24 protein-coding genes and 5 tRNA genes are annotated in these 23,084 nt (G+C 52.1%); 11 read left to right on the top strand and 18 right to left on the bottom strand.

Annotated elements, in window-relative coordinates; all coding sequences use genetic code 11:
• Positions 1-62 precede the first annotated feature (62 nt).
• The 10 genes from rplA to ccrud_RS02460 all read right to left on the bottom strand — a co-directional run bounded on the left by rplA (position 63) and on the right by ccrud_RS02460 (position 5,641).
• Complete coding sequence (rplA, locus tag ccrud_RS02505) at positions 63-773, bottom strand: 50S ribosomal protein L1 (protein WP_066564394.1); 711 nt, start codon at positions 771-773, stop codon at positions 63-65.
• Between the two features lie 90 nt (positions 774-863).
• Entirely contained in the window at positions 864-1,301 is a 438-nt protein-coding gene (rplK, locus tag ccrud_RS02500; RefSeq protein WP_066564391.1) for a 50S ribosomal protein L11, read from the bottom strand.
• A 258-nt stretch (positions 1,302-1,559) separates the two neighbouring features.
• Entirely contained in the window at positions 1,560-2,483 is a 924-nt protein-coding gene (nusG, locus tag ccrud_RS02495; RefSeq protein WP_066564388.1) for a transcription termination/antitermination protein NusG, read from the bottom strand.
• 217 nt (positions 2,484-2,700) lie between these two features.
• A complete protein-coding gene (secE, locus tag ccrud_RS02490; protein ID WP_066564387.1) occupies positions 2,701-3,039 on the bottom strand; it encodes a preprotein translocase subunit SecE in 339 nt (112 codons plus the stop codon).
• A 315-nt stretch (positions 3,040-3,354) separates the two neighbouring features.
• Positions 3,355-3,427: transfer RNA gene (locus ccrud_RS02485), tRNA-Trp, on the bottom strand.
• Positions 3,428-3,539: 112 nt separating this feature from the next.
• A tRNA-Met gene (locus tag ccrud_RS02480) sits at positions 3,540-3,611 on the bottom strand.
• Positions 3,612-3,649: 38 nt separating this feature from the next.
• Positions 3,650-3,722: transfer RNA gene (locus tag ccrud_RS02475), tRNA-Thr, on the bottom strand.
• A 242-nt stretch (positions 3,723-3,964) separates the two neighbouring features.
• A tRNA-Thr gene (locus tag ccrud_RS02470) sits at positions 3,965-4,037 on the bottom strand.
• A gap of 382 nt (positions 4,038-4,419) precedes the next feature.
• A tRNA-Tyr gene (locus ccrud_RS02465) sits at positions 4,420-4,502 on the bottom strand.
• A gap of 86 nt (positions 4,503-4,588) precedes the next feature.
• A complete protein-coding gene (locus ccrud_RS02460; protein WP_066564386.1) occupies positions 4,589-5,641 on the bottom strand; it encodes a polyprenyl synthetase family protein in 1,053 nt (350 codons plus the stop codon).
• A 142-nt stretch (positions 5,642-5,783) separates the two neighbouring features.
• Between ccrud_RS02460 and ccrud_RS02455 the strand changes: the two genes are divergently transcribed.
• Entirely contained in the window at positions 5,784-7,049 is a 1,266-nt protein-coding gene (locus tag ccrud_RS02455) for a geranylgeranyl reductase family protein (protein ID WP_066564384.1), read from the top strand.
• Here ccrud_RS02455 and ccrud_RS02450 read toward each other — a convergent pair.
• The 7 genes from ccrud_RS02450 to ccrud_RS02420 all read right to left on the bottom strand — a co-directional run bounded on the left by ccrud_RS02450 (position 7,046) and on the right by ccrud_RS02420 (position 14,353).
• On the bottom strand, positions 7,046-7,738 hold the full coding sequence (locus tag ccrud_RS02450; RefSeq protein WP_066564382.1) for a demethylmenaquinone methyltransferase: 693 nt from the start codon (positions 7,736-7,738) through the stop codon (positions 7,046-7,048). The genes ccrud_RS02455 and ccrud_RS02450 overlap by 4 nt on opposite strands.
• A gap of 34 nt (positions 7,739-7,772) precedes the next feature.
• The gene (cycA, locus tag ccrud_RS02445; protein ID WP_074025386.1) at positions 7,773-9,215 is read right to left on the bottom strand and encodes a D-serine/D-alanine/glycine transporter; all 1,443 of its coding nucleotides are present in this window, start codon (positions 9,213-9,215) and stop codon (positions 7,773-7,775) included.
• 79 nt (positions 9,216-9,294) lie between these two features.
• Positions 9,295-10,518 (bottom strand): glycosyltransferase family 4 protein, encoded by a 1,224-nt coding sequence (locus tag ccrud_RS02440; RefSeq protein WP_066564380.1) that lies wholly within the window; start codon positions 10,516-10,518, stop codon positions 9,295-9,297.
• A gap of 118 nt (positions 10,519-10,636) precedes the next feature.
• On the bottom strand, positions 10,637-11,074 hold the full coding sequence (locus tag ccrud_RS02435; RefSeq protein ID WP_066564378.1) for a DUF3592 domain-containing protein: 438 nt from the start codon (positions 11,072-11,074) through the stop codon (positions 10,637-10,639).
• Positions 11,075-12,709, bottom strand: coding sequence for a 2-succinyl-5-enolpyruvyl-6-hydroxy-3-cyclohexene-1-carboxylic-acid synthase (gene menD, locus ccrud_RS02430; protein ID WP_066564373.1), 1,635 nt, complete (start codon positions 12,707-12,709; stop codon positions 11,075-11,077).
• 10 nt (positions 12,710-12,719) lie between these two features.
• Positions 12,720-13,736 carry an o-succinylbenzoate synthase gene (locus ccrud_RS02425; RefSeq protein WP_066564368.1) on the bottom strand — a complete coding sequence of 339 codons (1,017 nt, stop codon included), beginning with the start codon at positions 13,734-13,736 and terminating at the stop codon, positions 12,720-12,722.
• Positions 13,737-13,747: 11 nt separating this feature from the next.
• On the bottom strand, positions 13,748-14,353 hold the full coding sequence (locus ccrud_RS02420; protein ID WP_211271311.1) for a peptidase E: 606 nt from the start codon (positions 14,351-14,353) through the stop codon (positions 13,748-13,750).
• 28 nt (positions 14,354-14,381) lie between these two features.
• Here ccrud_RS02420 and ccrud_RS02415 point away from each other — a divergent pair, with 28 nt between their 5' ends.
• The 5 genes from ccrud_RS02415 (at position 14,382) to ccrud_RS02395 (ending at position 18,111) form a co-directional block, all read left to right on the top strand.
• On the top strand, positions 14,382-14,663 hold the full coding sequence (locus tag ccrud_RS02415) for a 4a-hydroxytetrahydrobiopterin dehydratase (protein WP_066564363.1): 282 nt from the start codon (positions 14,382-14,384) through the stop codon (positions 14,661-14,663).
• An 11-nt stretch (positions 14,664-14,674) separates the two neighbouring features.
• Complete coding sequence (locus ccrud_RS02410; RefSeq protein WP_066564360.1) at positions 14,675-15,634, top strand: 1,4-dihydroxy-2-naphthoyl-CoA synthase; 960 nt, start codon at positions 14,675-14,677, stop codon at positions 15,632-15,634.
• Between the two features lie 420 nt (positions 15,635-16,054).
• Entirely contained in the window at positions 16,055-17,254 is a 1,200-nt protein-coding gene (locus tag ccrud_RS02405; protein ID WP_066564357.1) for an inorganic phosphate transporter, read from the top strand.
• Positions 17,254-17,517, top strand: coding sequence for a hypothetical protein (locus tag ccrud_RS02400; RefSeq protein WP_066564355.1), 264 nt, complete (start codon positions 17,254-17,256; stop codon positions 17,515-17,517). The genes ccrud_RS02405 and ccrud_RS02400 overlap by 1 nt, the downstream gene beginning before the upstream one ends.
• Positions 17,518-17,694: 177 nt before the next feature.
• Positions 17,695-18,111 (top strand): thioesterase family protein, encoded by a 417-nt coding sequence (locus tag ccrud_RS02395; RefSeq protein ID WP_066564352.1) that lies wholly within the window; start codon positions 17,695-17,697, stop codon positions 18,109-18,111.
• Positions 18,112-18,116: 5 nt separating this feature from the next.
• Here ccrud_RS02395 and ccrud_RS02390 read toward each other — a convergent pair whose 3' ends face one another.
• Positions 18,117-18,644, bottom strand: a complete 528-nt coding sequence (locus ccrud_RS02390) for a hypothetical protein (RefSeq protein ID WP_066564347.1) — start codon at positions 18,642-18,644, stop codon at positions 18,117-18,119.
• Positions 18,645-18,745: 101 nt separating this feature from the next.
• On the opposite strand from ccrud_RS02390, the gene ccrud_RS02385 reads away from it, so the two are divergent.
• From ccrud_RS02385 to ccrud_RS02365, 5 genes are all read left to right on the top strand, one after another.
• Complete coding sequence (locus tag ccrud_RS02385; RefSeq protein WP_066564338.1) at positions 18,746-19,063, top strand: DUF3349 domain-containing protein; 318 nt, start codon at positions 18,746-18,748, stop codon at positions 19,061-19,063.
• 12 nt (positions 19,064-19,075) lie between these two features.
• On the top strand, positions 19,076-19,960 hold the full coding sequence (locus tag ccrud_RS02380) for a LysR family transcriptional regulator (RefSeq protein ID WP_066564337.1): 885 nt from the start codon (positions 19,076-19,078) through the stop codon (positions 19,958-19,960).
• 94 nt (positions 19,961-20,054) lie between these two features.
• Positions 20,055-21,005 (top strand): 5-dehydro-4-deoxyglucarate dehydratase, encoded by a 951-nt coding sequence (locus tag ccrud_RS02375; RefSeq protein WP_066564336.1) that lies wholly within the window; start codon positions 20,055-20,057, stop codon positions 21,003-21,005.
• Positions 21,002-22,567 (top strand): aldehyde dehydrogenase (NADP(+)), encoded by a 1,566-nt coding sequence (locus ccrud_RS02370; protein ID WP_066564335.1) that lies wholly within the window; start codon positions 21,002-21,004, stop codon positions 22,565-22,567. Before ccrud_RS02375 ends, ccrud_RS02370 begins: the two co-directional genes overlap by 4 nt.
• Positions 22,568-22,648: 81 nt before the next feature.
• Positions 22,649-23,062: a DoxX family protein gene (locus ccrud_RS02365; RefSeq protein WP_066564332.1), complete on the top strand. Its 414-nt coding sequence runs from the start codon at positions 22,649-22,651 to the stop codon at positions 23,060-23,062.
• The last annotated feature ends 22 nt before the right edge of the window (positions 23,063-23,084 follow it).

Genomic DNA, 23,084 nt, shown 5'->3' with positions numbered 1-23,084 from the left:
GAAAAGCAAAAAGAAAAGGCTCCCAATGCAAAGCATTGGGAGCCTTAAACGGAGGAAGAAGCTTATGCTTCGCCTGCGTAGTTCTTGGTTACGTGAGTGTCGACCTCAACACCAGGACCGGTGGTGGAAGACAGGGTAACGCGCTTGATGTAGATGCCCTTGGAAGAAGAAGGCTTGATACGGATGATCTCATCGAGGAGAGCACCGTAGTTCTGAGCCAAAGCCTTCTCGTCGAAGGAAGCCTTACCAATAGCAGCGTGCAGGTTAGAAGCCTTATCAACGCGGAAAGAGATCTTTCCGCCCTTGACCTCTTCGATAGCCTTAGCAACATCGTTGGTGACGGTGCCAGTCTTAGGGTTTGGCATCAGACCACGTGGGCCCAGGACACGAGCGATGCGGCCGATCTTAGCCATCTGGTCAGGGGTTGCAATAGCAACGTCGAAGTCGGTCCAGCCACCCTGGATCTTCTCGACGAGCTCGTCGGTGCCAACGAAGTCAGCGCCAGCAGCCTCAGCCTCGGTTGCCTTCTCGCCCTGTGCGAACACAGCAACGCGAACGGTCTTACCGGTGCCGTTTGGCAGGGAGACGGTGCCACGAACAAGCTGATCAGCCTTACGTGGGTCAACGCCCAGGCGGATAGCTACGTCGACGGAAGCGTCGTAGTTCTTGGAGGAGGTCTCCTTGACAAGGCCAGCAGCCTCGATTGGGGAGTAGACGCGACCAGCGTCGATCTTCTCTGCCGCTGCGCGGTAAGCCTTTGAGTTCTTGCTCATTAGAAATTCCCTTTCATGGAATTTTGTGGTTTAACGGGCCGGAGCTGGCCCTGCCACGTGAAACTTTGATGAAACTAGCCAGGTGGCTAATTAGCCTTCGACGGTGATGCCCATGGAACGAGCGGTACCAGCGATAATCTTCGCAGCTGCGTCGATGTCGCGTGCGTTCAGGTCTTCCTTCTTGGTCTCAGCGATCTCGCGAACCTGAGCCATGGAAACCTTGCCGACCTTATCGGTGTGAGGAACGCCGGAGCCCTTCTGCAGGCCAGCAGCCTTGAGCAGAAGCTTTGCAGCTGGAGGAGTCTTCAGCTTGAAATCGAATGAACGATCTTCGTAGACGGTGATCTCAACAGGAACAACGTTGCCGCGCTGGTTTTCAGTCGCAGCGTTGTAAGCCTTGCAGAACTCCATGATGTTGACGCCGTGAGCACCAAGTGCTGGACCAACTGGAGGAGCAGGGTTTGCCTGTCCAGCGTTGATCTGGAGCTTGATGAGGCCGGAGACCTTCTTCTTCTTCTTAGGAGCCATCGTTTAACCTGCTTCCGTGTTACCGATTACGCCTGGGACGATGAAACCCCATATGTAACCGTCCGGATGCTCGGTCCCACTACAACTACCTCGATTGGAGGAAGTTGATCTTTATGTAACCGGGCCACCGGGGATGAATGTTTTTGAGCGTATTTTAAAAACACGCGGTTATCTACCCTACACGCAAAAACCCGCACATCCAAAGCCTTAAAAGTAGGCATGGAAGTGCGGGCTTGAAAAAGATGTACAAGCTGCGGACTAGCTGACCTTTTCAACCTGATCAAAGCTAAGGTCAACCGGGGTCTCACGGCCGAAGATGGAAACAAGTGCTTCAATCTTCTGGGTCTCTGGGTCAATAGAGGAAATCGTTGCAGACACGGAAGCGAATGCGCCGGTCAAGATGGTGACAGCCTCGCCGACCTGGAAGTCAACAGCAATCTGTGGCTTCTTATTATCGGTAGGCATTGCAACAACCTGCTCGCCTTCGTTAGCAGCAGCCGCAGCTTCACCGGTAACAACAGCCTGCTCCTGAGGCATCAGGAACTTAGCAACATCGCGGTGCTTCACTGGAGTTGCGTTGCCTTCGTTCCCCACGAAGCTGGTCACACCAGGAGTATCGCGAACAACAGACCACACGCGGTCGTTCATCTCCATGCGAACGAGAACATAGCCTGGCAGCAGCTTGCGCTTAACGAGCTTGCGCTTACCGTCACGAATCTCAGTGACCTGTTCGATAGGAACAACAACCTCGAAGATGTCATCCTCAACCTCAAGGGTCTGAGCACGCATATCAAGGTTAGCCTTCACCTTGTTCTCGTAGCCGGAGTAGCACTGAATGATGTACCAAGCACCAGGCTGCTTCTTCAGCTCACGAGTGAACTTACGCAGACGAGCCTTGTACTCCGCGTCAGCATCCTGCTCTTCGGTATCACCAAGAGCCGCAGCAGCCTGAGCAAGGCTGTCAGCCTCAACATCTTCTTCTGGCGCTTCTGCCGGAGCTTCTGCTGGCGCTTCCTCCAGTGACTCTTCAAGTGCTTCTTCTGGCGCTTCTGCTAGTGCTTCTTCGCCAGCTTCCAAGTCAGCGTCTTCGAATTCATCGCTGAAGCCTGCAGCAATATCAAAATCTTCGTCCTGCGCAAACTCTTCTGCAAGATCAAACTCGTTGATGTTCTCATCGCTCATAATGCGTGTTCTCCAAACCTATATATCGACCCTCAACCCAGCTTAAAAATCAGCCAACGCAGGGGATGCAACATGTCATCTACAGCTTTTGTCCCATGCTACTGCGACAAACAACCAATTACATCCACTACCCCGAACCGACCACCTGAGCAATAAATTATCCCGCCGGTTCCTCAAGGGAACCAGCGGGACTTTTAAAAGATGTTACACATCCTACCTACGGACTAAGAATCTTCTCAACTCCAAGGCCGGCCACGAAATCCACGCTCGAGACCAAAGCAGTCAGGATAACCAAGAATCCCAAAACAACCAGGGTGTAAATAACCATCTGACGAGCGGTAGGCCAGATAACCTTACGGACTTCCCCTACAACCTCAGGCAAGAACGAGACAACGCCCCCACCAGGCTTTGAATCGCTTGAATCAGACGACTTCTTTGGCGAAGATACCTGCTTAGCCTCGTACGAGGAGGTAGAGGTAGTAGCTGCACCCGACAGCTGGCGCTTACCAGTTGGGCGAGATGTTCCGCCTACGCCAGAATTCTGCTCGTCGCTCACAGCACTCCTCAAAAATCACTTCTCATCCAGGGGCGATAAGAGTTTTTCGTGCAGACATATGATCCAGCACAATCGCAGCCCTGTGTTCAACCTTTGAGAGTACATTAATTCCGCGAACCCTCGCAATATCTAGCAAACATCTGCACTGTGATTTCACGGGCGCATATCGGTGAATATCACAGCTCAAATCTTTCCAGGTTTCCATCCGCACGCCACTTATCCGCTCATCCCAATTGTGGGAATAAAGTGCGAATAACTCTGAAGAAAACAAATCACCCTTGACCTGATTCAATCAGGTCAAGGGTGATTATTTTGCAGGGGCGACAGGAATCGAACCTGCAACCTACGGTTTTGGAGACCGTTGCTCTGCCAATTGAGCTACGCCCCTCTGCAACACAGGAGATGTTACCACCAACCTGCAAATTTGCGAAAATACCGCTTCTAGCTTCAATAATTTGTAGTTAGAAGCGGCTCCATCTCAGTACTGAGACCTTCCGCGGTAGCGATGGCGAGAATTGAACTCGCGACACAGCGATTATGAGTCGCTTGCTCTACCACTGAGCTACACCGCCACATTGCTCAACATCTCTTGCGAGATTAAAAGCAACAGAGCCCCCTAACAGAATCGAACTGTTGACCTTTTCCTTACCATGGAAACGCTCTACCGACTGAGCTAAGGGGGCATCAACCTCTAATGAAAACAGCCAGGCTGTGTTCCGTTGAAGCCTTTAGAACTTTAACCCGAACCGCTACCGCAACACAAATCTGCAGGAAGCCATAGGTTTTCCGGGCTAAAACCCTCCCGAATGCTTTGCATCAGCAATCTACCCATCAAGATTCCAGGTTCCTGCACCAATCCTTAAGATCAGCACTTTCGCCCCTTGTATCTTAAAAAGGTCTGGAAGATAGTCCAGAAATGCAAAAGAGCCCCCTAACAGAATCGAACTGTTGACCTTTTCCTTACCATGGAAACGCTCTACCGACTGAGCTAAGGGGGCATCAACCTCTAATGAAAACAGTCAGGCTGTGTTCCGTTGAAGTCTTAAGTAGAATAGCCCGAACTTTATAAAACACAAAATTGCAGGTTAAACCCTACTTTTCAACCCTCTTGAAGTGATGCAACCTCCCCTCAACTAGCCCCAAGGTTCATATGGTGGCCCATACCGGCCCTAACGCTCGACTTCAGTATGATTTTCCAGATTTTCCTTGTGAAGTCGAACCCTAAGACCCTGAATTGTCCTCGGAGCGCTCCTTAAGGCCAAGATCCCGCACTTCCGCAGATAAAAAAAGCCCACACACAAAAATTCCCAGTCCAGACCTTCTTGAAAGCGGAATGCAAAAACCCGCTGAACTTTCCGAAGAAAGTTCAGCGGGTGATTGTGCCAGATGTAGGATTCGAACCTACGTAGGCGCAAGCCGACGGATTTACAGTCCGCTCCCATTGGCCGCTCGGGCAATCTGGCGAGCACCTCATTTGGTGCGCCTCATACTTTACTATGAACCCCTGCCTACAATGCAAATCGGCAGGTTAAGTGGTGGAAATGAGGGGTTAACCGACGCGCTTGATAGAAAGTTTGGCTAGTTCCCGGAGGGCTTCCTTGGCGGAATTATCTGGGAGGCGGTCGAGTTCGGCGTTGGCGACGTCCATATAGTGATGAATGTCCTTGAGGGCTGCTTCGCGTCCACCGGACTGTGAGAGGAGTTCTAGGACGTGATTAACGGTATCGTCGTCTTCGATTGGTCCAGTGAGGATGGAACGCAGTTCTTCGCCCACAGGGTTGTCTTCACGAAGCGCGTAGAGCACGGGGAGGGTGAATACACCTTCACGGAGATCTGTTCCGGGAGTTTTACCGGATTCGTGGGTTTCGGAGAAGATATCGATGATGTCATCGACGATCTGGAAGATCATGCCAACTGCGGAGCCAAAGTTTTTCAGAGCAGCAATGTGTTCTGGTGCTGCCCCGGCATGCATGGAGCCCAAGTAGCCGGCAGAAGCGATGAGGACTCCGGTTTTTTCGCGGATAACGTTGGTGTAGTGCTCGATTGGATCGGAGTCACGTGGTCCTACGGTTTCGCGCATTTGTCCGGTGACGAGCTCTTCGAAGGTTTCCGCGAAATGTGCAACGGTTTCAGTGCCCAGTTCACTCATGATGCGGGATGCACGTGCCAGCAAGATATCGCCGGCAAGAATGGCAACAGAGTTGTCCCAGCGTGCGTTGGCGCTTGGTACGCCTCGACGCATGGTGGCTTCATCCATAACATCGTCGTGATAGAGCGTCGCTAGGTGTGTGACCTCGACTACGACTGCAGCTTTGATGACTTGATCGGAAAGTGGTTTCTCACCGAACTGGGATGCCAGGAGTGCGAACATCGGGCGGAATCGTTTGCCGCCAGCTCGTGTTAGATGCATGATCTTGTCTACGAGGAAGTCTTCCCCAGAGGAAAGCTCGGCATGCAGTTGGTTTTCTACCTGCACCATTGCATCGTTGATCCTGGCCGTTAGCTCGGGGTCACCAAACTCGCCCTGAGATGCTCCTTTGGTGGAAACACCTTCTTTTCCGAGCCCGTGGGAACGGGTTGGAACGGTTCGGCCGCTACTCATTCATCGCTACCTTTGGTAATCGAGTGTGGATTCAATTGAAGTGAATCCAGTGAAATGGACATAAAGCTTTTCAATTAACCGTAGTCCACGGAAGCCCCTTGAAGCACCTTGGGTTAGTCTTCCGGGGCTTAATCCTGAGACAATGGAGTACGTGTCTACAACTTTTGATGTGTTGATTATCGGTGCTGGCCCTTCCGGAGCCAGTGCTGCCGTCCATGCGGCCAGGGCAGGGCTTCAAACATTGCTTATCGACGCCTCCTCCTTCCCGCGGGATAAAACCTGTGGCGATGGGCTCACTCCCCGAGCAATTCACCAGCTAGAACTACTGGGTATTGCGGATCAAGTCACGGGAAGTTACTTCAATAAAGGTTTGAAACTCCATGGCTTTGGTGGCTCTGTGGAAGCTCCATGGCCGGAGACATATTTCACTAATAAGGGCTCCGCGATGGCGCGCATAGAGTTTGATGATCTACTCTTCCGACTGGCGCAATCCCATGAGGAAGTAACCACCTGGGAAAATGCAGTTGCTCAAGACCCAATTTTGAGCGGAAATTCTATCGACGCTGTGGTGATTAATCACGGCGGTGAAGAAAAAACCGTGAAAGCTGCGCACGTGATTGTTGCCGATGGTGTGCGCTCACCGTTTGGTAAAAAACTGGGCAGACAGTGGCATCGTGATGAGGTCTATGGAATCGCAGCGCGTGCCTACTGTGAAACTCCGCTGTCCGATGAGCCGTGGATTCATTCACATCTGGAATTGCGCGATGAGGAAGGCACTGTTCAACCTGGTTATGGCTGGATCTTCCCATTGGGTAACGGCACAGTGAATGTAGGTTGTGGTGCACTATCCACAGATAAGCGTCCTGCCAAGATCAATACCAAGAAACTGTTGAGTTTCTATGCGCAGCAACGTCGAGAAGCATGGCAACTTGGGCCAGAGCGCGACGTTGCCTCTGCCCTGCTGCCGATGGGCGGCGCGGTGTCGAATGTGGCCGGTGCGAACTGGATGCTGATCGGTGATTCCGCCGCCTGTGTGAATCCGCTCAACGGTGAAGGCATCGACTATGGCATGGAAACCGCAGCGATGGCCGTCGAAAAGCTCGTGGAAAACCCCAAGCTCGATCTGACGCTGGTCTGGCCAGATGCTTTACGCGCGGCTTATGGTGAGACGTTTATGTTGGCGCGCACCGCGGCGCGACTGCTTACCTATCCGCAGTTTTTGCCAATGACCGGGCCACTTGCATTCCGGGGGCCATTACAAAAGGCCATCATGCCTGCAGCTGCGCGTTTGATGGGCAATCTCATCACTGAGGAAGATAAAGACCTGCTCGCCCGCAGTTGGCAGGCGGCAGGTTCCACCATCAGCTGGGCGCGCAAAGGCTCCCCGCTATGGGATTCGACTCTCTAGTTCTCCGGCTTGATGGCAGAGTGCAAAGCCACGATGCCGAAGGTCAGGTTCTGCCAGCCACAATCTGACCAGCCGTTGAGGTTGATCTCGCGGGCAAGTTCCGCCTGGCCAGGCCATGCACGGATGGAATCGGCGAGGTAAATATAAGCCTCCGGATTAGAGGACACTGCGCGCGCCACCTGTGGCAGCAAACGCATCAAGTATTCCTTGTACACAGTGCCAAATACCGGAATCACTGGGGTCGAAAATTCCGCCACGGTCAGGCGTCCGCCAGGTTTGGTCACGCGTGCCATTTCCCGCAGACCAGCGCGGAAATCATGAATATTACGCAGACCATAAGAGATGGTCACGGCGTCAAAGCTGTTGTCTGCGAAAGGCAGTTTCATGCCATCGCCCACAACCTTTGGCACTGCGCGGTCTTTGCCGGCAGCCAGCATGCCCTGGGAGAAATCACACGCGACACACCATGCACCGGATTTTGCGAGCTCTTCAGTAGACACTGCAGTTCCAGCAGCAAGATCCAAGACCCGCTCCCCTGGTTTGAGGTCCAAGCGCTGCCTCGTGCGCTTTCGCCACATACGATCCTGACCAAAAGAAAGCACCGTATTGGTGAGATCGTAGTTCTTTCCGACGTCATCAAACATTGACGCTACGTCGAAGGGGTCCTTATCCAAAGATGCCTTAGCCACGCGCTTCAGTCTAACCCAGTGTCCACAGAAGGCATTAGTGGGAGTCTTGGCCAGCGGTGCCAGAACTAATCTGACTGCGACGTTGTGCACCCTTTGCGCCGCCAATGGCCAGCCAGCCCGCACCCAAAATAACAAACCATACTGGTGTTGCAATCAACGCTGCGCGAGTATCGGGTTCCAGGGACAGCACTACCAACATGGCTGCGAAAAATACCAACACCACCACCGCCATTGTGATGCCACCGGGCATCTTGAATGCGGACGTTTTGTGTAATTCAGGCTTGGTGCGGCGGTACACAATATAAGCCACCAAAATATAGGACCACACCACCATGAACAGCACCGAAGATACCGTGGTAATCAGCGTAAAGGCCTCAATGACAGTGCCGCCTGCGTAAAGCAATCCCACTGCTGGAATCAAACAAATAACAGAAAATATAAGTCCACGGGCTGGCACCAGATTCTTCGAGAGCAAACTCCAGCGTTTAGGTGCAGCACCCTCCAAAGACAGACCATAAAGCATGCGGGAAGTGGAGAAAATACCACTGTTGGCAGAGGATGCTGCAGAGGTGATCACCACGAAATTGATCATGCCCGCTGCGGCAGGGATGCCTGCCAATGCAAACATCTGCACAAATGGGCTGTTATCTTCACTGACTTGATTCCACGGCGTGACCATCATAATGACAGCCAAAGCCAAGACATAAAACACCACGATGCGAATCGGAATGGAATTGATTGCGCGAGGCAAAGTCTTAGTGGGATTTTCTGTCTCAGCTGCGGCAGTTCCTGCTAGTTCAATTCCGACAAAAGCGAAAATAGCAATTTGGAAGCCAGCTAAGAATCCTGTGATGCCATTGGGGAAAAACCCACCGTGTTCAATCAAATTACTAAATTTGGCAGTGCTTCCGCTTGGAGATTCAAAAGCAGTAACCACCATAAAGAATCCGACGCCGATCAATGCCACGATAGCCACAATTTTGATGATGGCGAACCAAAATTCCATTTCGCCGAAAAGGCGAACAGCAGCAAGGTTTAAGGCAAACATCACCAAGATGGTGAGTACTCCGGGGAGCCACAATGGAATCTGTGGCCACCAATATTGGGTGTAACCAGTGATCGCCACAATGTCTGCCATGCCGGTGGCGATCCAACAGAACCAATACGTCCAGCCAGTGATAAATCCTGCAGCTGGGCCTAAAATATCAGAGACTGCATCGCGCAAAGATTTGTAATTCAGGTTGGCTAGCAGCAGCTCTCCCATGGCTCGCATGACGAAGAAGAGCATGAAACCAATGATGGCGTATACCAAAATTACAGAAGGGCCAGCCACGGAAATGGTTTTTCCTGAGCCCATGAACAAACCTGTGCCGATAGCTCCGCCGATGGCGATGAGCTGAAGGTGGCGATTGCTCAGGCCACGCTTCAAATGAGGCTGTTCCACCTTTTGGGTGGCCTGGGCTGCTGAATCAGAAATGGTCGTGCTCCTTGAGAATTTTAAGGACTTTAAGCGTTAATGGGCGCTAATCCTACTCCCATGTATTAACAGTTGAGCACTAAGCCTCAACGCTAAAGCGGGTGCGCACTCCCAAGGCACGAGCAGCCCACAACGGAAGCTTTGCAGCCTCTGCGCTAGGGCCAAAAAATGTCAGCGGAATACGCTGCGATAGCGAGATCACATCTGTGTAGTGCTGGAGCAGCTGAGTACACAGCGCTTCCCAGGTCTTGTCTTTCACGCCTTCCCACGCAGCTGTGCACATCGTGCTGTGGCGGGATTCATCCAAGATCCATTCTGCAGCTGCAGGAAGGGTTTCTTTGAAATCCACAACATCTAGCAGCAGGCCGTTGACTCCTTCGTCGATCAAGTCAATGGGGCCGCCTGCGCGCGGGCCGATGGTGGGCACTCCAGAAGCTTGGGCTTCTTGGATTGCCTGGCAGAAAGTTTCAAACTCTCCTGGGTGCACAAACAGATCTAGGGAAGCATAGGTGTGTGCCAGTTCTTCGCCACCGAGTGCACCAGTGAACACAGCATCCGGCATCATTTCTTTCAAGTACTTTGCTTCTGGACCATCACCAACGATGACCAATTGGATGTCCTTGTGACCAGACAAACCGACAAGGCGTTCTACGCCCTTTTCTGAAGCCAAGCGTCCGACGAATCCAACAACCTTCTTTTTACCTGTTCGATCCCAGCTGTGACGCAGGGCTTCAGAACGCTTAGAAGGGTGGAAACGCTGAGAATCTACGCCACGAGCCCAGTGGAAAATATCATTAATTCCGTGGTCCCGAAGCTCATCGATACTCATTGATGATGGAGCAAGGGTGCGCTGGCACATGTTGTGCACAGTTTTGATCCATTCCCAGCTGGCAGTTGCCAAGGGTGCCAAATGGTAGCGCTGGGAGAAACCTGCAACATCAGTTTGGTAGATAGCAATAGCTGGAATACGCAGCTGGCGAGCAGCAAAGGCTGCAGCGCCACCCAGCACAAACGGCGATGCTAAGTGGATGATATCTGGGTTGTATTCCCGCAATACAGTGGTGACAGAGGGCAGTGGCACACCAATTGGTAGAGAATCAATCAATGGCACCCGCACGGTGGGTACTCGAACGATTTCGAATCCGAGGTAATCGCTGATTTCTTCTTCAAAATCCCGAGCCCCCGGCGCGATGACAAGCGCCTCGTGTCCGTTGGCTTTCAAATGCTCTAGTACACGGAGTACCGAGTTGGTGACTCCGTTAACGTTTGGAAGGAACGACTCTGCAACAATTGCTACCCGCATGGGCTTTATTATCTCCACATCATGACTACATTGCAGTTAACCACACATGGCTTTATCAAGAACTTTACGGATGTAACTGAATCTTTTTGGTTACATTTGGGTGAATGAACCAGTGAGATCACAAACCTTGGGACTGATCTGATTTATTTCTAATCCGTCCAATGCCAAACCATAATACTGCGCCTACGCCCGTAGCGACAGCGCCAACGCTGAGCGCTGGGATAATGGCGAGGGTCCACTTGCGGCCTTCAACTTTGACTAGATCGGGATCAGATTTAGCGTAGTTGACCCATACTCGCTGCCCTTCGCCCAGGCCAGTGGGATAAATTAGTCCGGTGGCTGGTGAATGATAAATGCCGTTTTCATCCTGGAAATCCACGGTGGTTCGGAAACTTCCCACGTTGGTTACTTGTGCAAGTGCGCGCCCTGGGTTGTGTTCAATCGTGAGGTCATTGAGGAATGGGCCGATCACCATGGAGCAAGCTCCGAGCATGGCCGCAATATAGATGCCGATGAGCAATTGCCGTGCACGTCGACGCACTTGAAGTAAATCCATTTAGCGCACCTTTGCGGTGAGTGCTTGCTGTTGTGCGCGACGGGTGTCTCGAACTGTGGTGGCTTCGATAACGCAGAATCCGGATACTTCAGTGGTGTCCACCAATGCCAAGATGAGATCTTGGAGGTTGTCTACTTCGCGGTGCTCGATACCGTAGCCTGCGCAGAGATCTGCGATGGAGGCATCATGTGGGGTGCCGAAGGCGCGTTCGAAGTTAGCGCGGAGACCATCGGCGCCGGTTTCTAGTAATTCGAAGATGCCGCCACCGTTATCGTTTGACACCACGATGGTGAGGTTTTCTGGTCGTGGTTCATGAGGGCCAATGAGCAGTCCGCCCACATCGTGGAGGAAGGCAAGATCTCCTAAGAGCGCAACAGTGCGGGGCGCGCGGATTTCATCCGGGTGGCGTGCCTGTACGGCAAGTGCGGTTCCGATTGCTTGGGAGAGCGATCCATCAATGCCAGCAGTGCCTCGTGGAGAGTAGGTATCTACGCCGTCGAAAGGCATGCCTACAACGGAGAGATCACGAATCGCGTTGGATGCGGCGGCGAATAAGGTATCGCCGGTGCCCAGGGTATCTGCGACAGCTGCAGCAACATGCAAGCCGGTGAAGCCGAAATCTTCTTGTTCCAAAACATCACGCACGCCATCAGCGGCAAGTTCGGAGGCTGCGGAACAAATCTTAAGCCACTGTTTCTGCGGGGTGCCAGTGATTTTGACGGTGCTTCCCACCTGATCTGCATGACGGCCTGGATCCGTGATGATATCGGTGCGGGAGAGCACAGAGAGTTTAATCTCTGGATCCGTCAGCAACTTGAGCACCGCACGGTGCAGGGTTGGGTGTCCCACCACGATCACATGATCTGGACGGGTATTGACCACATAGCCTTCGGCAGACACCTGCTCCTTGAGCAAAATTTCTGCAGCTAGTGGGTGCACTGGATTATATGGCTTCGGTGCAGTGGGTTCAGCGATGGTGGGAACTTCTTCCAAGCCTTCTACTTCCCATGCTTCATCACCAGCAATGACCAAGGTGTTTTCGTTCAAGTCAACGGTGATCTCACCGTGGTTTAGCCAGCGGTGCGTCCATTTCTTAGGTGTGGCCTCTCCATTCGGTGCTTCAGGAAGCTCCGGTGCCACCAACGGCATATCCAGCGCAATATTGAAGTGACGCGGCGCTTGGGAGGCACCCTCCCCCAGGCTTTGCACAAGCTGAGCTACCTGTTCTGCGTCCGCAATCCCCACGGTAGGAGCCAACTCACCAAAAATATTGGTCTGGTTGATGGTCTGGCTTGATCCAGTACCCACCAAATGAGCAGGACGATCCGCAGAGACCACGATCAGAGGAATATGAGCATGCGCAGCTTCTGTCACCGCAGGCAAGCAATTCGCCACAGCAGTTCCAGAAGTCATCACCACAGCCACCGGACGGGCCTGGGTGCGCGCTAGGGACAGCGCCAAGAATGCGGCGCTGCGCTCATCGATACGCACATGGACGCGCACATCCGCACGCGCCAGCACCTCGAGAGACAACGGTGAATTTCGCGATCCTGGGCATAACACCACATCAGTGATGTGTGGTGAGAGCGAATCGATAACAGCGCGGGAAAGTTCTTGAGCAGACGTGCGGGACATGCCCAACAGTCTAGATTGTCTCCAAGTAACGATACGATTCACGCACTCGCTTAAACCACCAATCACGCCTATCCACGCTGGCAGCAAGCGTTTCTAATCGTTCAATTTCCGGAGCAATCACACGCGTTTCCATGAAACCATCAACAATTGCATGCGGTATTGCCACATCTTCCACAAACAACTGAGAAGTCGCAAGCCCCGCAGCAGCAGGCGGCACATCCAATAAATCATCATCATCCAATTTCGGCAACGCAGCCACCGCAGCCAACCCGGCATTCATGCCCACAACCGTGTCCAAGGCACTCGCCACAGTGATATCCATCGCCTGAGAACGCAAATGTTTCGCCACCTCAAGCACCCTTTTCACGCCACCCAACGGAGCAACTTTCACCACAGCAACATCAGCCGCACGCAGCTGCGCCACCCGATAAGGATCATCAGATTTCCGGATTGATTCATCAGCAGCAACACGCACAAAAAGCCCCCGGCGCTGCAAATTCATCCGTACTTCCGCCAACTCTTCCACCGTTTTACACGGCTGCTCCACATAATCCAGCGGCGCAAGCACCTGTGCGGCCTCCACGGCTTCTGCAACACTCCACCCACAATTGGCATCAACACGAATAATCGCGCCGGGGCGAGCTTCGCGGACAGCTTGCACACGCGCGAGATCATCAGCAAGGCTTTGTCCAGGTTCCGCAACTTTGACTTTGATGGTGCGGCAGCCGGGGAAACGCTCCAGAATTTCTGCGACTTGTCCTGCTGGTACTGCCGGGATGGTGGCGTTGACCTCCACGCGCTCGCGCAGTGCTGCGGGGAAACCTTCCCACGCGGCTTCGATGCCAGATGTGAGCCAGCTGGCTGCTTCTTTCGGCTCGTATTCTAAAAAGGGTGCGAATTCTCCCCAGCCTGAGGGGCCGTCGATAAGCAATGCCTCCCGCGTGGTGACGCCGCGGAATTTCACGCGCATGGGCAACGACACCACGTGGGCGCGTTCCAGGATTTCATCTACTGTTGGGATGCTCATGGGACTTAATCCTAAATAAGGTGGGTGCCGTGGTCATCGATCAGGAGTGCTTGACCATCTTTGAGAAGGACTAATGGAAAATCCGTGCCATAGGTACGCACGGTCTCTGCGAAAACGTCAATGGGAAATTGCGGAATATTACTGCCCACATGAGGAACCACAACATGGTCACACAAACCTAAACCGGTGTAATCACTTAATTCAGGGGCCACATCCGGGCTGTCCAATAGACTGACCGGTTCGATGGACGGGCCTGCAACTACTGCTCCTGCACTCGTGCCGATATAAGGCAGACCAGCACGTACATGCTTAATTAACACCTCATCGATCCCAGTGGAGCGCAGCAGCCACAGCAGATCAAAAGTTTCTCCGCCCGCGATATACACCGCATCGACCTCGCTGAATACTTGATCAGCTTCTTCTGGAGTGGCATTGCTAATCGGAAAATCCCGGATGCTCAAACCATGTTCCTTCAACATATTTCTTTCCGTTTCCGCAAAAGGAATAAACTCAGGATTTTGAGCAAAAAGCCTGGTTGCATCGGGAATATAAGCAATAGTGCCCTGCACAAAATCCCGAATATGTGCATGGCCAAAGGACGTCAGGAGTAAGCGCATAAGCGCCAGTTTAAGGCAAGATGGTGCCATGAATTCGCTTTTCGACGTCTCCCCACGTTGGACCTTCGCCAACGATCAACTCAATGCACATTTTGCCACCGGCGATTTTGCCACCGGTGTGAAATTCATCAACCGCATCGCAGCTTCTGCCGAAGAAGCTAACCACCACCCCGATCTCCTGCTGAGTTATAGCTTCGTGGAAATCACCCTGACAAGCCACGATGTTGGGCATGTCACCGAACGTGATATCTCCCTAGCTCGGATCATTGATGCACACGCTGACGCGCTACAGATTAAAGCAGAGGCTTAAGGTTGAAGATTATGAGTAACTACAGCACCGACAATCCTTTTGATTCCAGGCAATGGGCAACAGTTCCAGGTTTTGAAGACTTCACCGATATCACCTATCACCGCCATGTGGGCACCACTCGTGCAGATGGCACCGTGCGCATCGCCTTCGATCGCCCAGAAGTACGCAATGCTTTCCGACCACACACTGTCGATGAGCTTTATCAAGCACTAGATCATGCACGCCGCACCCCCGATGTGGGCACCATTTTGCTCACCGGCAACGGACCTAGCGAAAAAGATGGCGGCTGGGCATTTTGTTCAGGTGGCGATCAACGCATCCGTGGTCGTTCCGGTTACCAATACGCCACCGAACATGCCCATGATGATGCCACTGCAGATGTCTCTACTGTCGATGCAGCACGCACCAAGGTTGAAGGCGGACGTCTGCACATTTTGGAAGTGCAGCGCTTAATCCGCACCATGCCAAAAATTGTCATCGCAGTGGTCAATGGTTGGGCTGCCGGTGGCGGACACTCCCTCCATGTCGTCTGCGACCTCACTATCGCATCTCGCCAGGAAGCTCGCTTCAAACAAACTGATGCTGATGTCGGATCCTTCGATGCTGGTTACGGCTCTGCTTACCTAGCCAAAATGGTGGGTCAGAAAAATGCTCGTGAGATCTTCTTCCTCGGACGCACCTATGATGCAGAACGCATGCAGCAAATGGGCGCTGTAAACATCGTGGCGGATCATGCTGATTTAGAAAATGAAGCAATCCAAGCTGCGCGAGAGATCAACACCAAGTCTCCTACTGCGCAGCGCATGCTGAAATTTGCTTTCAACCTCACCGATGACGGACTCATGGGACAGCAAGTCTTCGCGGGCGAAGCCACTCGCCTTGCTTATATGACAGATGAAGCAGTCGAAGGTAAAGAAGCCTTCTTGGAAAAGCGCGAACCAAATTGGAATGAGTTCCCGTATTACTACTAAGTAATTCGCTGCACTCAAATAGCTAGCTTGCCTTGCGCCCTTGTGATGAGAGGGCGCAAGGCTTGTGGTTTTTGAGGGAGGTAATCTTTGTCATTGAACTCATATTCTTTTCTTCATCTCGGGAACCTTTTAGAAGCAATACTCATTTTAATTACCTGAATTTTAAATAATTCACCAAGAGTTCATCTTGTTGATTCCAATATTTAATGTCTGTACTTTCCAGTACGTTTTCACGCATTTGCCCACAAAACCTCAACAAAACCGCACGTTGCTAGTTGGTGAAAACCAACCATAGTGACACACCCAGTACAATCAACCACCCTATTTTTGGGGTTAGCAAACTTGATCCTGGTGAATTACCCAAAGAAAATCCCAAATCGGCGTTTGGTTTTATAACTTTTTAGGGCATACTTCCCAATCGTGACCGAGCTGATTATTTTATTGATTGTTATCTTGACGGCGCTTGCCTTCGATTTCACAAATGGATTCCACGACACAGGAAATGCGATGGCTACATCCATCGCAACAGGAGCCCTCAAACCAAAAATTGCAGTAGCTCTATCCGCAGTCCTCAACCTGGTAGGTGCATTCCTTTCCGTTGAAGTTGCGGCAACCGTGGCAAAGGGCATCGTCGACTTAGACCAATTCGATCTAAGCAATGCTTGGGATTCCCACCAACTTCTGCTCGTAGTCTTCGCCGGCCTCATCGGCGCAATCGTGTGGAACCTTCTCACCTGGCTGCTGGGCATTCCGTCCAGCTCCTCCCACGCACTATTCGGTGGCCTCATCGGTGCCGCAATTGCTTCCCTCGGTTTCAGCGGAGTGGTCTGGGAAGGTGTCCTTGCCAAGATGATCCTCCCAGCGCTGGCAGCACCAGTTGTGGCTGGACTCGTGGCAGCCATCGGCACATTCGCGGTGTACAGCATCACCAAAGCCGTTGGCGATAAGGAAAAGAACCGCTACTTCCGCTGGGGCCAAATCGGTTCTGCCTCCCTAGTTTCCCTGGCTCACGGCACCAACGATGCCCAAAAGACCATGGGCGTTATCTTCCTCTCTCTGGTAGCCACAGGACATATCGGAGCCGAAGCAGATATCCCATTCTGGGTTAAAGCAACCTGTGCTCTAGCCATTGCAGTTGGTACCTACATGGGTGGCTGGCGCGTTATCCGTACCCTCGGAAAAGGCTTGGTGGAGATTGATTCACCACAGGGCATGGCAGCTGAAACCTCTTCTGCAGCCATCATCTTGACTTCTTCCCACTTCGGTATGGCACTGTCTACAACTCACGTAGCTACCGGCTCCATCATGGGTACCGGTATTGGACGTAAGGGCGCTTCTGTGCGCTGGTCAGTCGCAGGTCGCATGGCGATGGCATGGCTCATCACTCTTCCAGCTTCTGCCCTCGTTGGTGTTTTCTGCTGGTGGGTTGCCCACGGCGTAGGTCTTTTCAGCTCAGACCTCATCGGTGTTCTTGTCGCTTTTGCTATTCTGCTCGGCCTTTCCGGCTATATCTTTGCACGCTCTCGCCGTGCGCCAGTTGATCCAAGCAACGTCAATGCTGATTGGGATGAAGACTCAAACGGTGTTGAGACTAACGATGCAAATGAGGTAACCAAATAATGAACTTCGCAACACTTTTCGGCAGCCTCGTCGACGTCACCCTCGTTGGCATTTTGCTCGGCGCTGGATTGCCTGCACTCTTTGCACTGGGCATCCGCTTCGCACACAGCCCTTCTGCTGAAGGCGCAAACACTGTTGGCAAAATCGCTGCAACAATCTGCTTCGGCATCATCATCGTAGCCGTCTTCGTTGGCATCCTCTGGGTCACTAAATCCACGATTTACCAATATGCGGGTCTTGATATCTTCAGCACTGAAGGCTAGATCTGCAAGATACACTTACATAACCAGGTTTCCATTCCAGGAAGCCTGGTTTTTATGATTTTCAGGGAATATAGACAACTTTTCTTAGGGATTCAGTAGGAGTATGAAAAATACTCTCCCCAAAACCACTCCGTCAATGGTCTTATAAAAGCAACTACTTAAAGGGAGATATCAATCATGAAAGACACACTGACTACAGGCTTAACCCACCAGATGACCTACACAGTGCCAGACAACCGCACCGTGCCCCATCTGCTTCCCGAAGCTTCCGAGTTTCAAACCATGCCCTCGGTACTAGCCACCGGCTACATGGTGGGCATCATCGAGTGGGCCTGCATGGAGCTGCTGCGCCCCCATTTGGAAGAAGAAGAGATCTCTCTAGGAACGCATGTCAACTTTTCTCACGATGCCCCTACCGTGCCAGGATCTACTGTCACCCTCGATGTAGAGGTCACGGAGATCAACCGTCGCGCCGTCACCTTTAAGATCACTGCAACTGATGAATTTTCCACCATCAGTACTGGAACTCATCAGCGTGGAGTGGTCAACCGCGAAAAGTTTGTCTCCCGCCTGCCTGAGGCGCCACACAACTAAGGCGTTCAGGATGCTACTGCCACCCAGATCACCACGGCCAAGACGATTAGTGTCGGGATAAACCAGAACTTGCGCAACCACGCTCCGCACATGCGGAAACGTTGTGCAGGTCGCGGTCTAGTGATCGGTGCACGCCGGAAAATCCCCCATACCAGTGAGAACACACCGGAAAATCCAGCTCCTAAAGCCACGATCCAGAGCAGGTATCCCGGGTGGAAAATAATCGGTTGGCCCGCGTCCAGCCAAAACCACCATTGTGCTAATCCACACAGTCCAACTCCGGCCAGGATCAGCAACACCTGAACCCACCATTTTCCGGCGTCAAAGAAAACTGAGAAAATCAAGGAAAAGACCCCGATAGAAACTCCACAGATCAAGAATAGAAAAACAAAAAACCAGATCGGAGACGACAGGTGTTGTTCAGCACTGGCAAAGAGATCCTCTGCAGCCATATAAGAAAAAAGGAACCACCCTGCGACTCCGGCAAGGATTAGCAAAATATCTGGCAGCAGGTGATATCGATCAGATCGCATACTTTTGATGATAGCTTGAGCGCTGGGAAGATTTCGCTGATCTGGTTGATCCGTCTACAAAACCGATGAAATTCATTGTTTAGCAACCTAAGCTTAAAGCCATGAGCAACAACGACAGCCCAAATTTTGCGCAGCGAGCACTCAATTGGCTCCGTCAGGGTTACCCTTCTGGAGTTCCTCGGCACGATACTTTTGCCCTGTTCTATGTTCTAGAACGCGAACTTACTGAAGAAGATCTCAATGAGTTGGCTGAGTTACTTATCGCAGAGGGTGTAAATAACGGCCTTCATGATAAGCCCATTACGCGGGAAAAAATTGGCAAGCTAATCACTCATGTCCACAGCCAATCCCCTGAAGCTGAAGACATTAATCGTATTGAAAAGAAGCTACACGCAGAGGGCTTCCCTACCCGCAATTAAGTCATTGGAGTTTTGTTGTTCACCCTAGAACAGTTGCGGTGTTTTGTAGCCGTTGCGAATCATCTCCATTTCGGCAAGGCGGCTGCAGAATTATCCATGACTCAGCCGCCGTTGAGTCGACAAATTCAAAAGTTAGAGAAAATTGTTGGCGCCACGCTTTTGGATCGCGATAACCGCAAAGTAGAGCTCACTACTGCTGGTTTGGCATTTCTAAAAGATGCTCGCCTGATTCTCAATTCCACAGAAAAAGCTACAGAGCGCGCACGCTTAGCCAGTACTGGAATGTGGGGTCAGCTCAATATCGGGTATACCGCAGCCGCAGGTTTTTCCATTTTGGGACCAACCCTGAATCAGTTGCATGAGAAGATGCCTGGGGTGGGTGTCGATCTTTTTGAAATGGTCTCTACTGAACAGATTGCAGCTCTTGAATCGGGCATGTTGGATCTGGGTATTGGTCGATTGAGTTCGCCTGTTGAAGGTTTGAAGACGCGACGACTGCAGGCAGATTCTTTAGTGCTTGCCGCCCCACAGGGGCATCCGTTGCTTGATCAGGATCGTCCACTGCTGCGCAAACATCTAACGGGAGTTCCGTTTCTCCAGCATTCTCCCACTAAGGCGAAATATCTCTATGACATTGTCATCAGAAATTTCACGATCCATGACGGCCAGGTGCAACATACGCTGAGCCAGATCACCACGATGGTGAGTTTGGTGGCCTCTGGTCTGGGAGTTGCTCTGGTTCCAGAGTCTGCGAAAAAGCTCAATTACAGTGGTGTCGAATTTCGAAGTTTCTATGATCTACCTCCTGGTTTAGCGGAACTGCAGGCGATATATTCCATCACTAATGACAACCCTGCCGTGCGGAAATTCATCAAAAATATCGATGATACCTTTTAGGCATTTCAACATGCCAAACTAATCATGGACAGGTATCAATAGCGCATCTTAGACTCCAAAGTGTCGTATCAAACACAACCTAAGGAGCCTTCTCATGGCACGCTTTGCACCTCAAGATCTTGCCGATCACCTCAAAGACGGACTGCTCTCTTTCCCTGCCACCGCTTTCCGCGAGGATCTCGAAATAGATGAAGCCGCCTACACCGAGCACATCGAATGGCAGTCCAGCTACCCAGTTGCAGGACTATTCGCAGCTGGCGGAACAGGCGAAGGGTTCAGCCTTACCGTTGAGGAAAACTACCGCGTCACCCAGCTTGCAGTTCAAGCAGCACACTCTTCGGTTCCAGTGCTAGGTTCTGCCACAGGATCTACCAAATCAGCAGTTTTGAACGCACAGGGTGCAGAAGCAGCAGGAGCCGAGGGCATCCTACTCCTGCCGCCTTACCTCACAGAATGCGATCAAGAAGGTTTGTACAATCATGCTGCTGCAGTATGTGAAGCTACTTCCATTGGCGTGATTGTTTATAACCGCGCAAATGCAATTTACTCACCGGAAGTTATTGCCCGTCTATCTGAGAACTACCCTAATTTCATTGGTTTCAAAGATGGCACTGGCGATATCGAGCACGTTGCCAAAGTCACCACTTTGTGCGGCGATCGACTCTTCTACCTGGGCGGGCTTCCAACCGCAGAAACCTTCGCACTACCGTTGCTTCAGATGGGCATGAGTACTTATTCCTCTGCGATGTTTAACTTCATTCCTGATTTCGCATTGGGCTTCTACGCAGATGTCCGCGCCCAGGATGGTGCTGCGGTAAAACAGAAACTCAATGATTTCGTGCTTCCTTACCTAGATATCCGCGATCGTGGCCAAGGATTTGGAGTCTCCATAGTCAAGGGTGGACTCAAGGCTGTAGGCCGCGATATCGGCGGAGTTCGACCTCCGCTACGAAACCTCGCAGAACAAGACATTGCTGATCTCACTGATCTGCTCGCAACGTCCGGCGCCGGTTCCTACAGGCTTCCAGTTGAGGTGAAAGCATGATCGCCACGACGACCCTGCACGGTTGTTCCCTGATTAATGGTGACTGGACTCCTGGCACAAATGGTGAAATCACCGGATTTGATCCACGCACCAACGACCGTCTAGAGCCCGCCTATTCTTTGGCAAACAGCGCACAATTAAAGCAGGCAATAACAGCTGCCAAACGTGCTTTTCGCAGTTATCGCCTCACTACACCGGAGGAGCGCGCCGATTTCCTCACGTCAATTGCAGATAATATCGACGCTTCCGCAGAAGAGATTATTCAACGCGCAAGCTTAGAAACTGGATTGGGAACTGCACGTTTAACAGGCGAAATAGCTCGCACAAGCAATCAATTGCGACTTTTTGCCGAGACCATTCGCACCGGCGCTTATCATCGGGTGCGCATTGAACGAGGACCGCGGGTAGATCTTCGGCAACGTCACATTCCACTGGGGCCGGTGGCGGTATTTGGTGCAAGTAATTTCCCCCTGGCATTCTCCACGGCTGGTGGTGATACTGCAGCGGCTTTAGCGGCGGGCTGCCCAGTAGTATTCAAAGCGCATAATGCACATCCAGGTACTGCCGAGCTAGTCGGAAAAGCAGTGCAAGGGGCCGTCGAAAAGCATAGCCTTGATGCTGGTGTGTTTAACCTTATTTACGGGCGTGGAGTGGAAATTGGCCAAGAATTGGCCGCCGATCCGGCCATATCCGCCATCGGTTTTACCGGCTCACGGCAGGGTGGTTTGGCGTTATCTCAGACTGCTTCTCAGCGCGCGGTTCCGATTCCCGTGTTTGCGGAGATGAGCGCGACCAATCCCGTGTTCGTTTTCCCTGGCGCGTTGGAAGGCCCAGATGCCTCCGAAGCTTTGGCTGATGCATTTGTGCTCTCCATTACCGGCAGTTCCGGGCAGCTGTGCACAAAACCGGGCCTAGTTTTTGTGCCTCGAGGTCTCGCCGGCGACGCATTTGTGGAGCTTATTGCTACCAAATTCACGCAATCTTCTGGCCAAACCATGCTGACAAAAGGGATTGCGGAGGCGTGGCAACGTGGAGTGGACACACTTCATAGTCAACCGAGCGTGGAGGTATTGGCGCAAGGTACCGCTGGGCCGGGGGCAAATGCGCCGGGACCAGTGGTATTTGAAAGTGATATTCAGGTGCTACTGAACAATGCGATATTGCAGGAGGAAATCTTTGGTGCGGCATCGCTGATTGTGCGATACGACTCCCCGACCCAACTCCATGATGCGGCCGAAGCACTGGAGGGACAGCTTACTGCCACGATCCAGGCTACGCAGAAAGATATCAAGGATGTATCTGCCCTACTTCCTCTATTAGAAGATCTTGCCGGCCGCGTGCTCTTTGGCGGTTGGCCAACGGGAGTGGAAGTCGGGCACGCAATGGTTCATGGCGGACCTTTTCCTGCGACGTCAAATGCTCAGTCTACGAGCGTTGGCACTCTGGCAATCGAGAGATTTATGCGACCAGTTTCCTATCAGTCGCTACCGGAAGAGCTGCTCCCAAGCCCGATTTCTGAGGCCAATAAGTGGTCTGTACCTCGGGAAATAGATAGCTACTAGCCCATCTTTATATTTGTCAGGAAGTTCAAACCAAACCCCAATAGTTGACATGGAAACTAAATAGCTCTAGCTTTAGTTTCCATGTCAACTACCAAGGAAATTGCATTCCTCCTCGCACGTATCATTTTGGGCGTTATTCTCATCGCACACGGATGGGATAAATTCGCTATCACAGGCCTCGAAGGCGTTACCGGTTTCTTCGACTCCCTAGGCATCCCAGCCGCAGGTATCGCAGCACCACTAGCAGCCCTCGTGGAAATCATCGGCGGTATCGCCATTATCCTTGGCGCATTCACTCGCATCGCAGCCGCAATTGTTGCACTAGATATGCTTCTTGCAACACTATTTGCACATATTTCTTCCGGCATCTTTGTCACCAACAACGGCTGGGAACTCACTGGCGCAATCGGCGCTGGCGCATTGCTCCTTATCGCCGCAGGTGCAGGCGCTTGGAGCGTGGATGCACTTTTAGCAAAACGCACAGCCCAAAACTGATTCCCAAAAATCCAAGTCTTAA

The organism is Corynebacterium crudilactis, assembly GCF_001643015.1.
Classification (GTDB): Bacteria; Actinomycetota; Actinomycetes; order Mycobacteriales; family Mycobacteriaceae; genus Corynebacterium; species Corynebacterium crudilactis.
The sequence above is the reverse complement of the archived record's forward strand: the minus strand, read 5'-3'. Positions and strand labels throughout refer to the sequence as shown.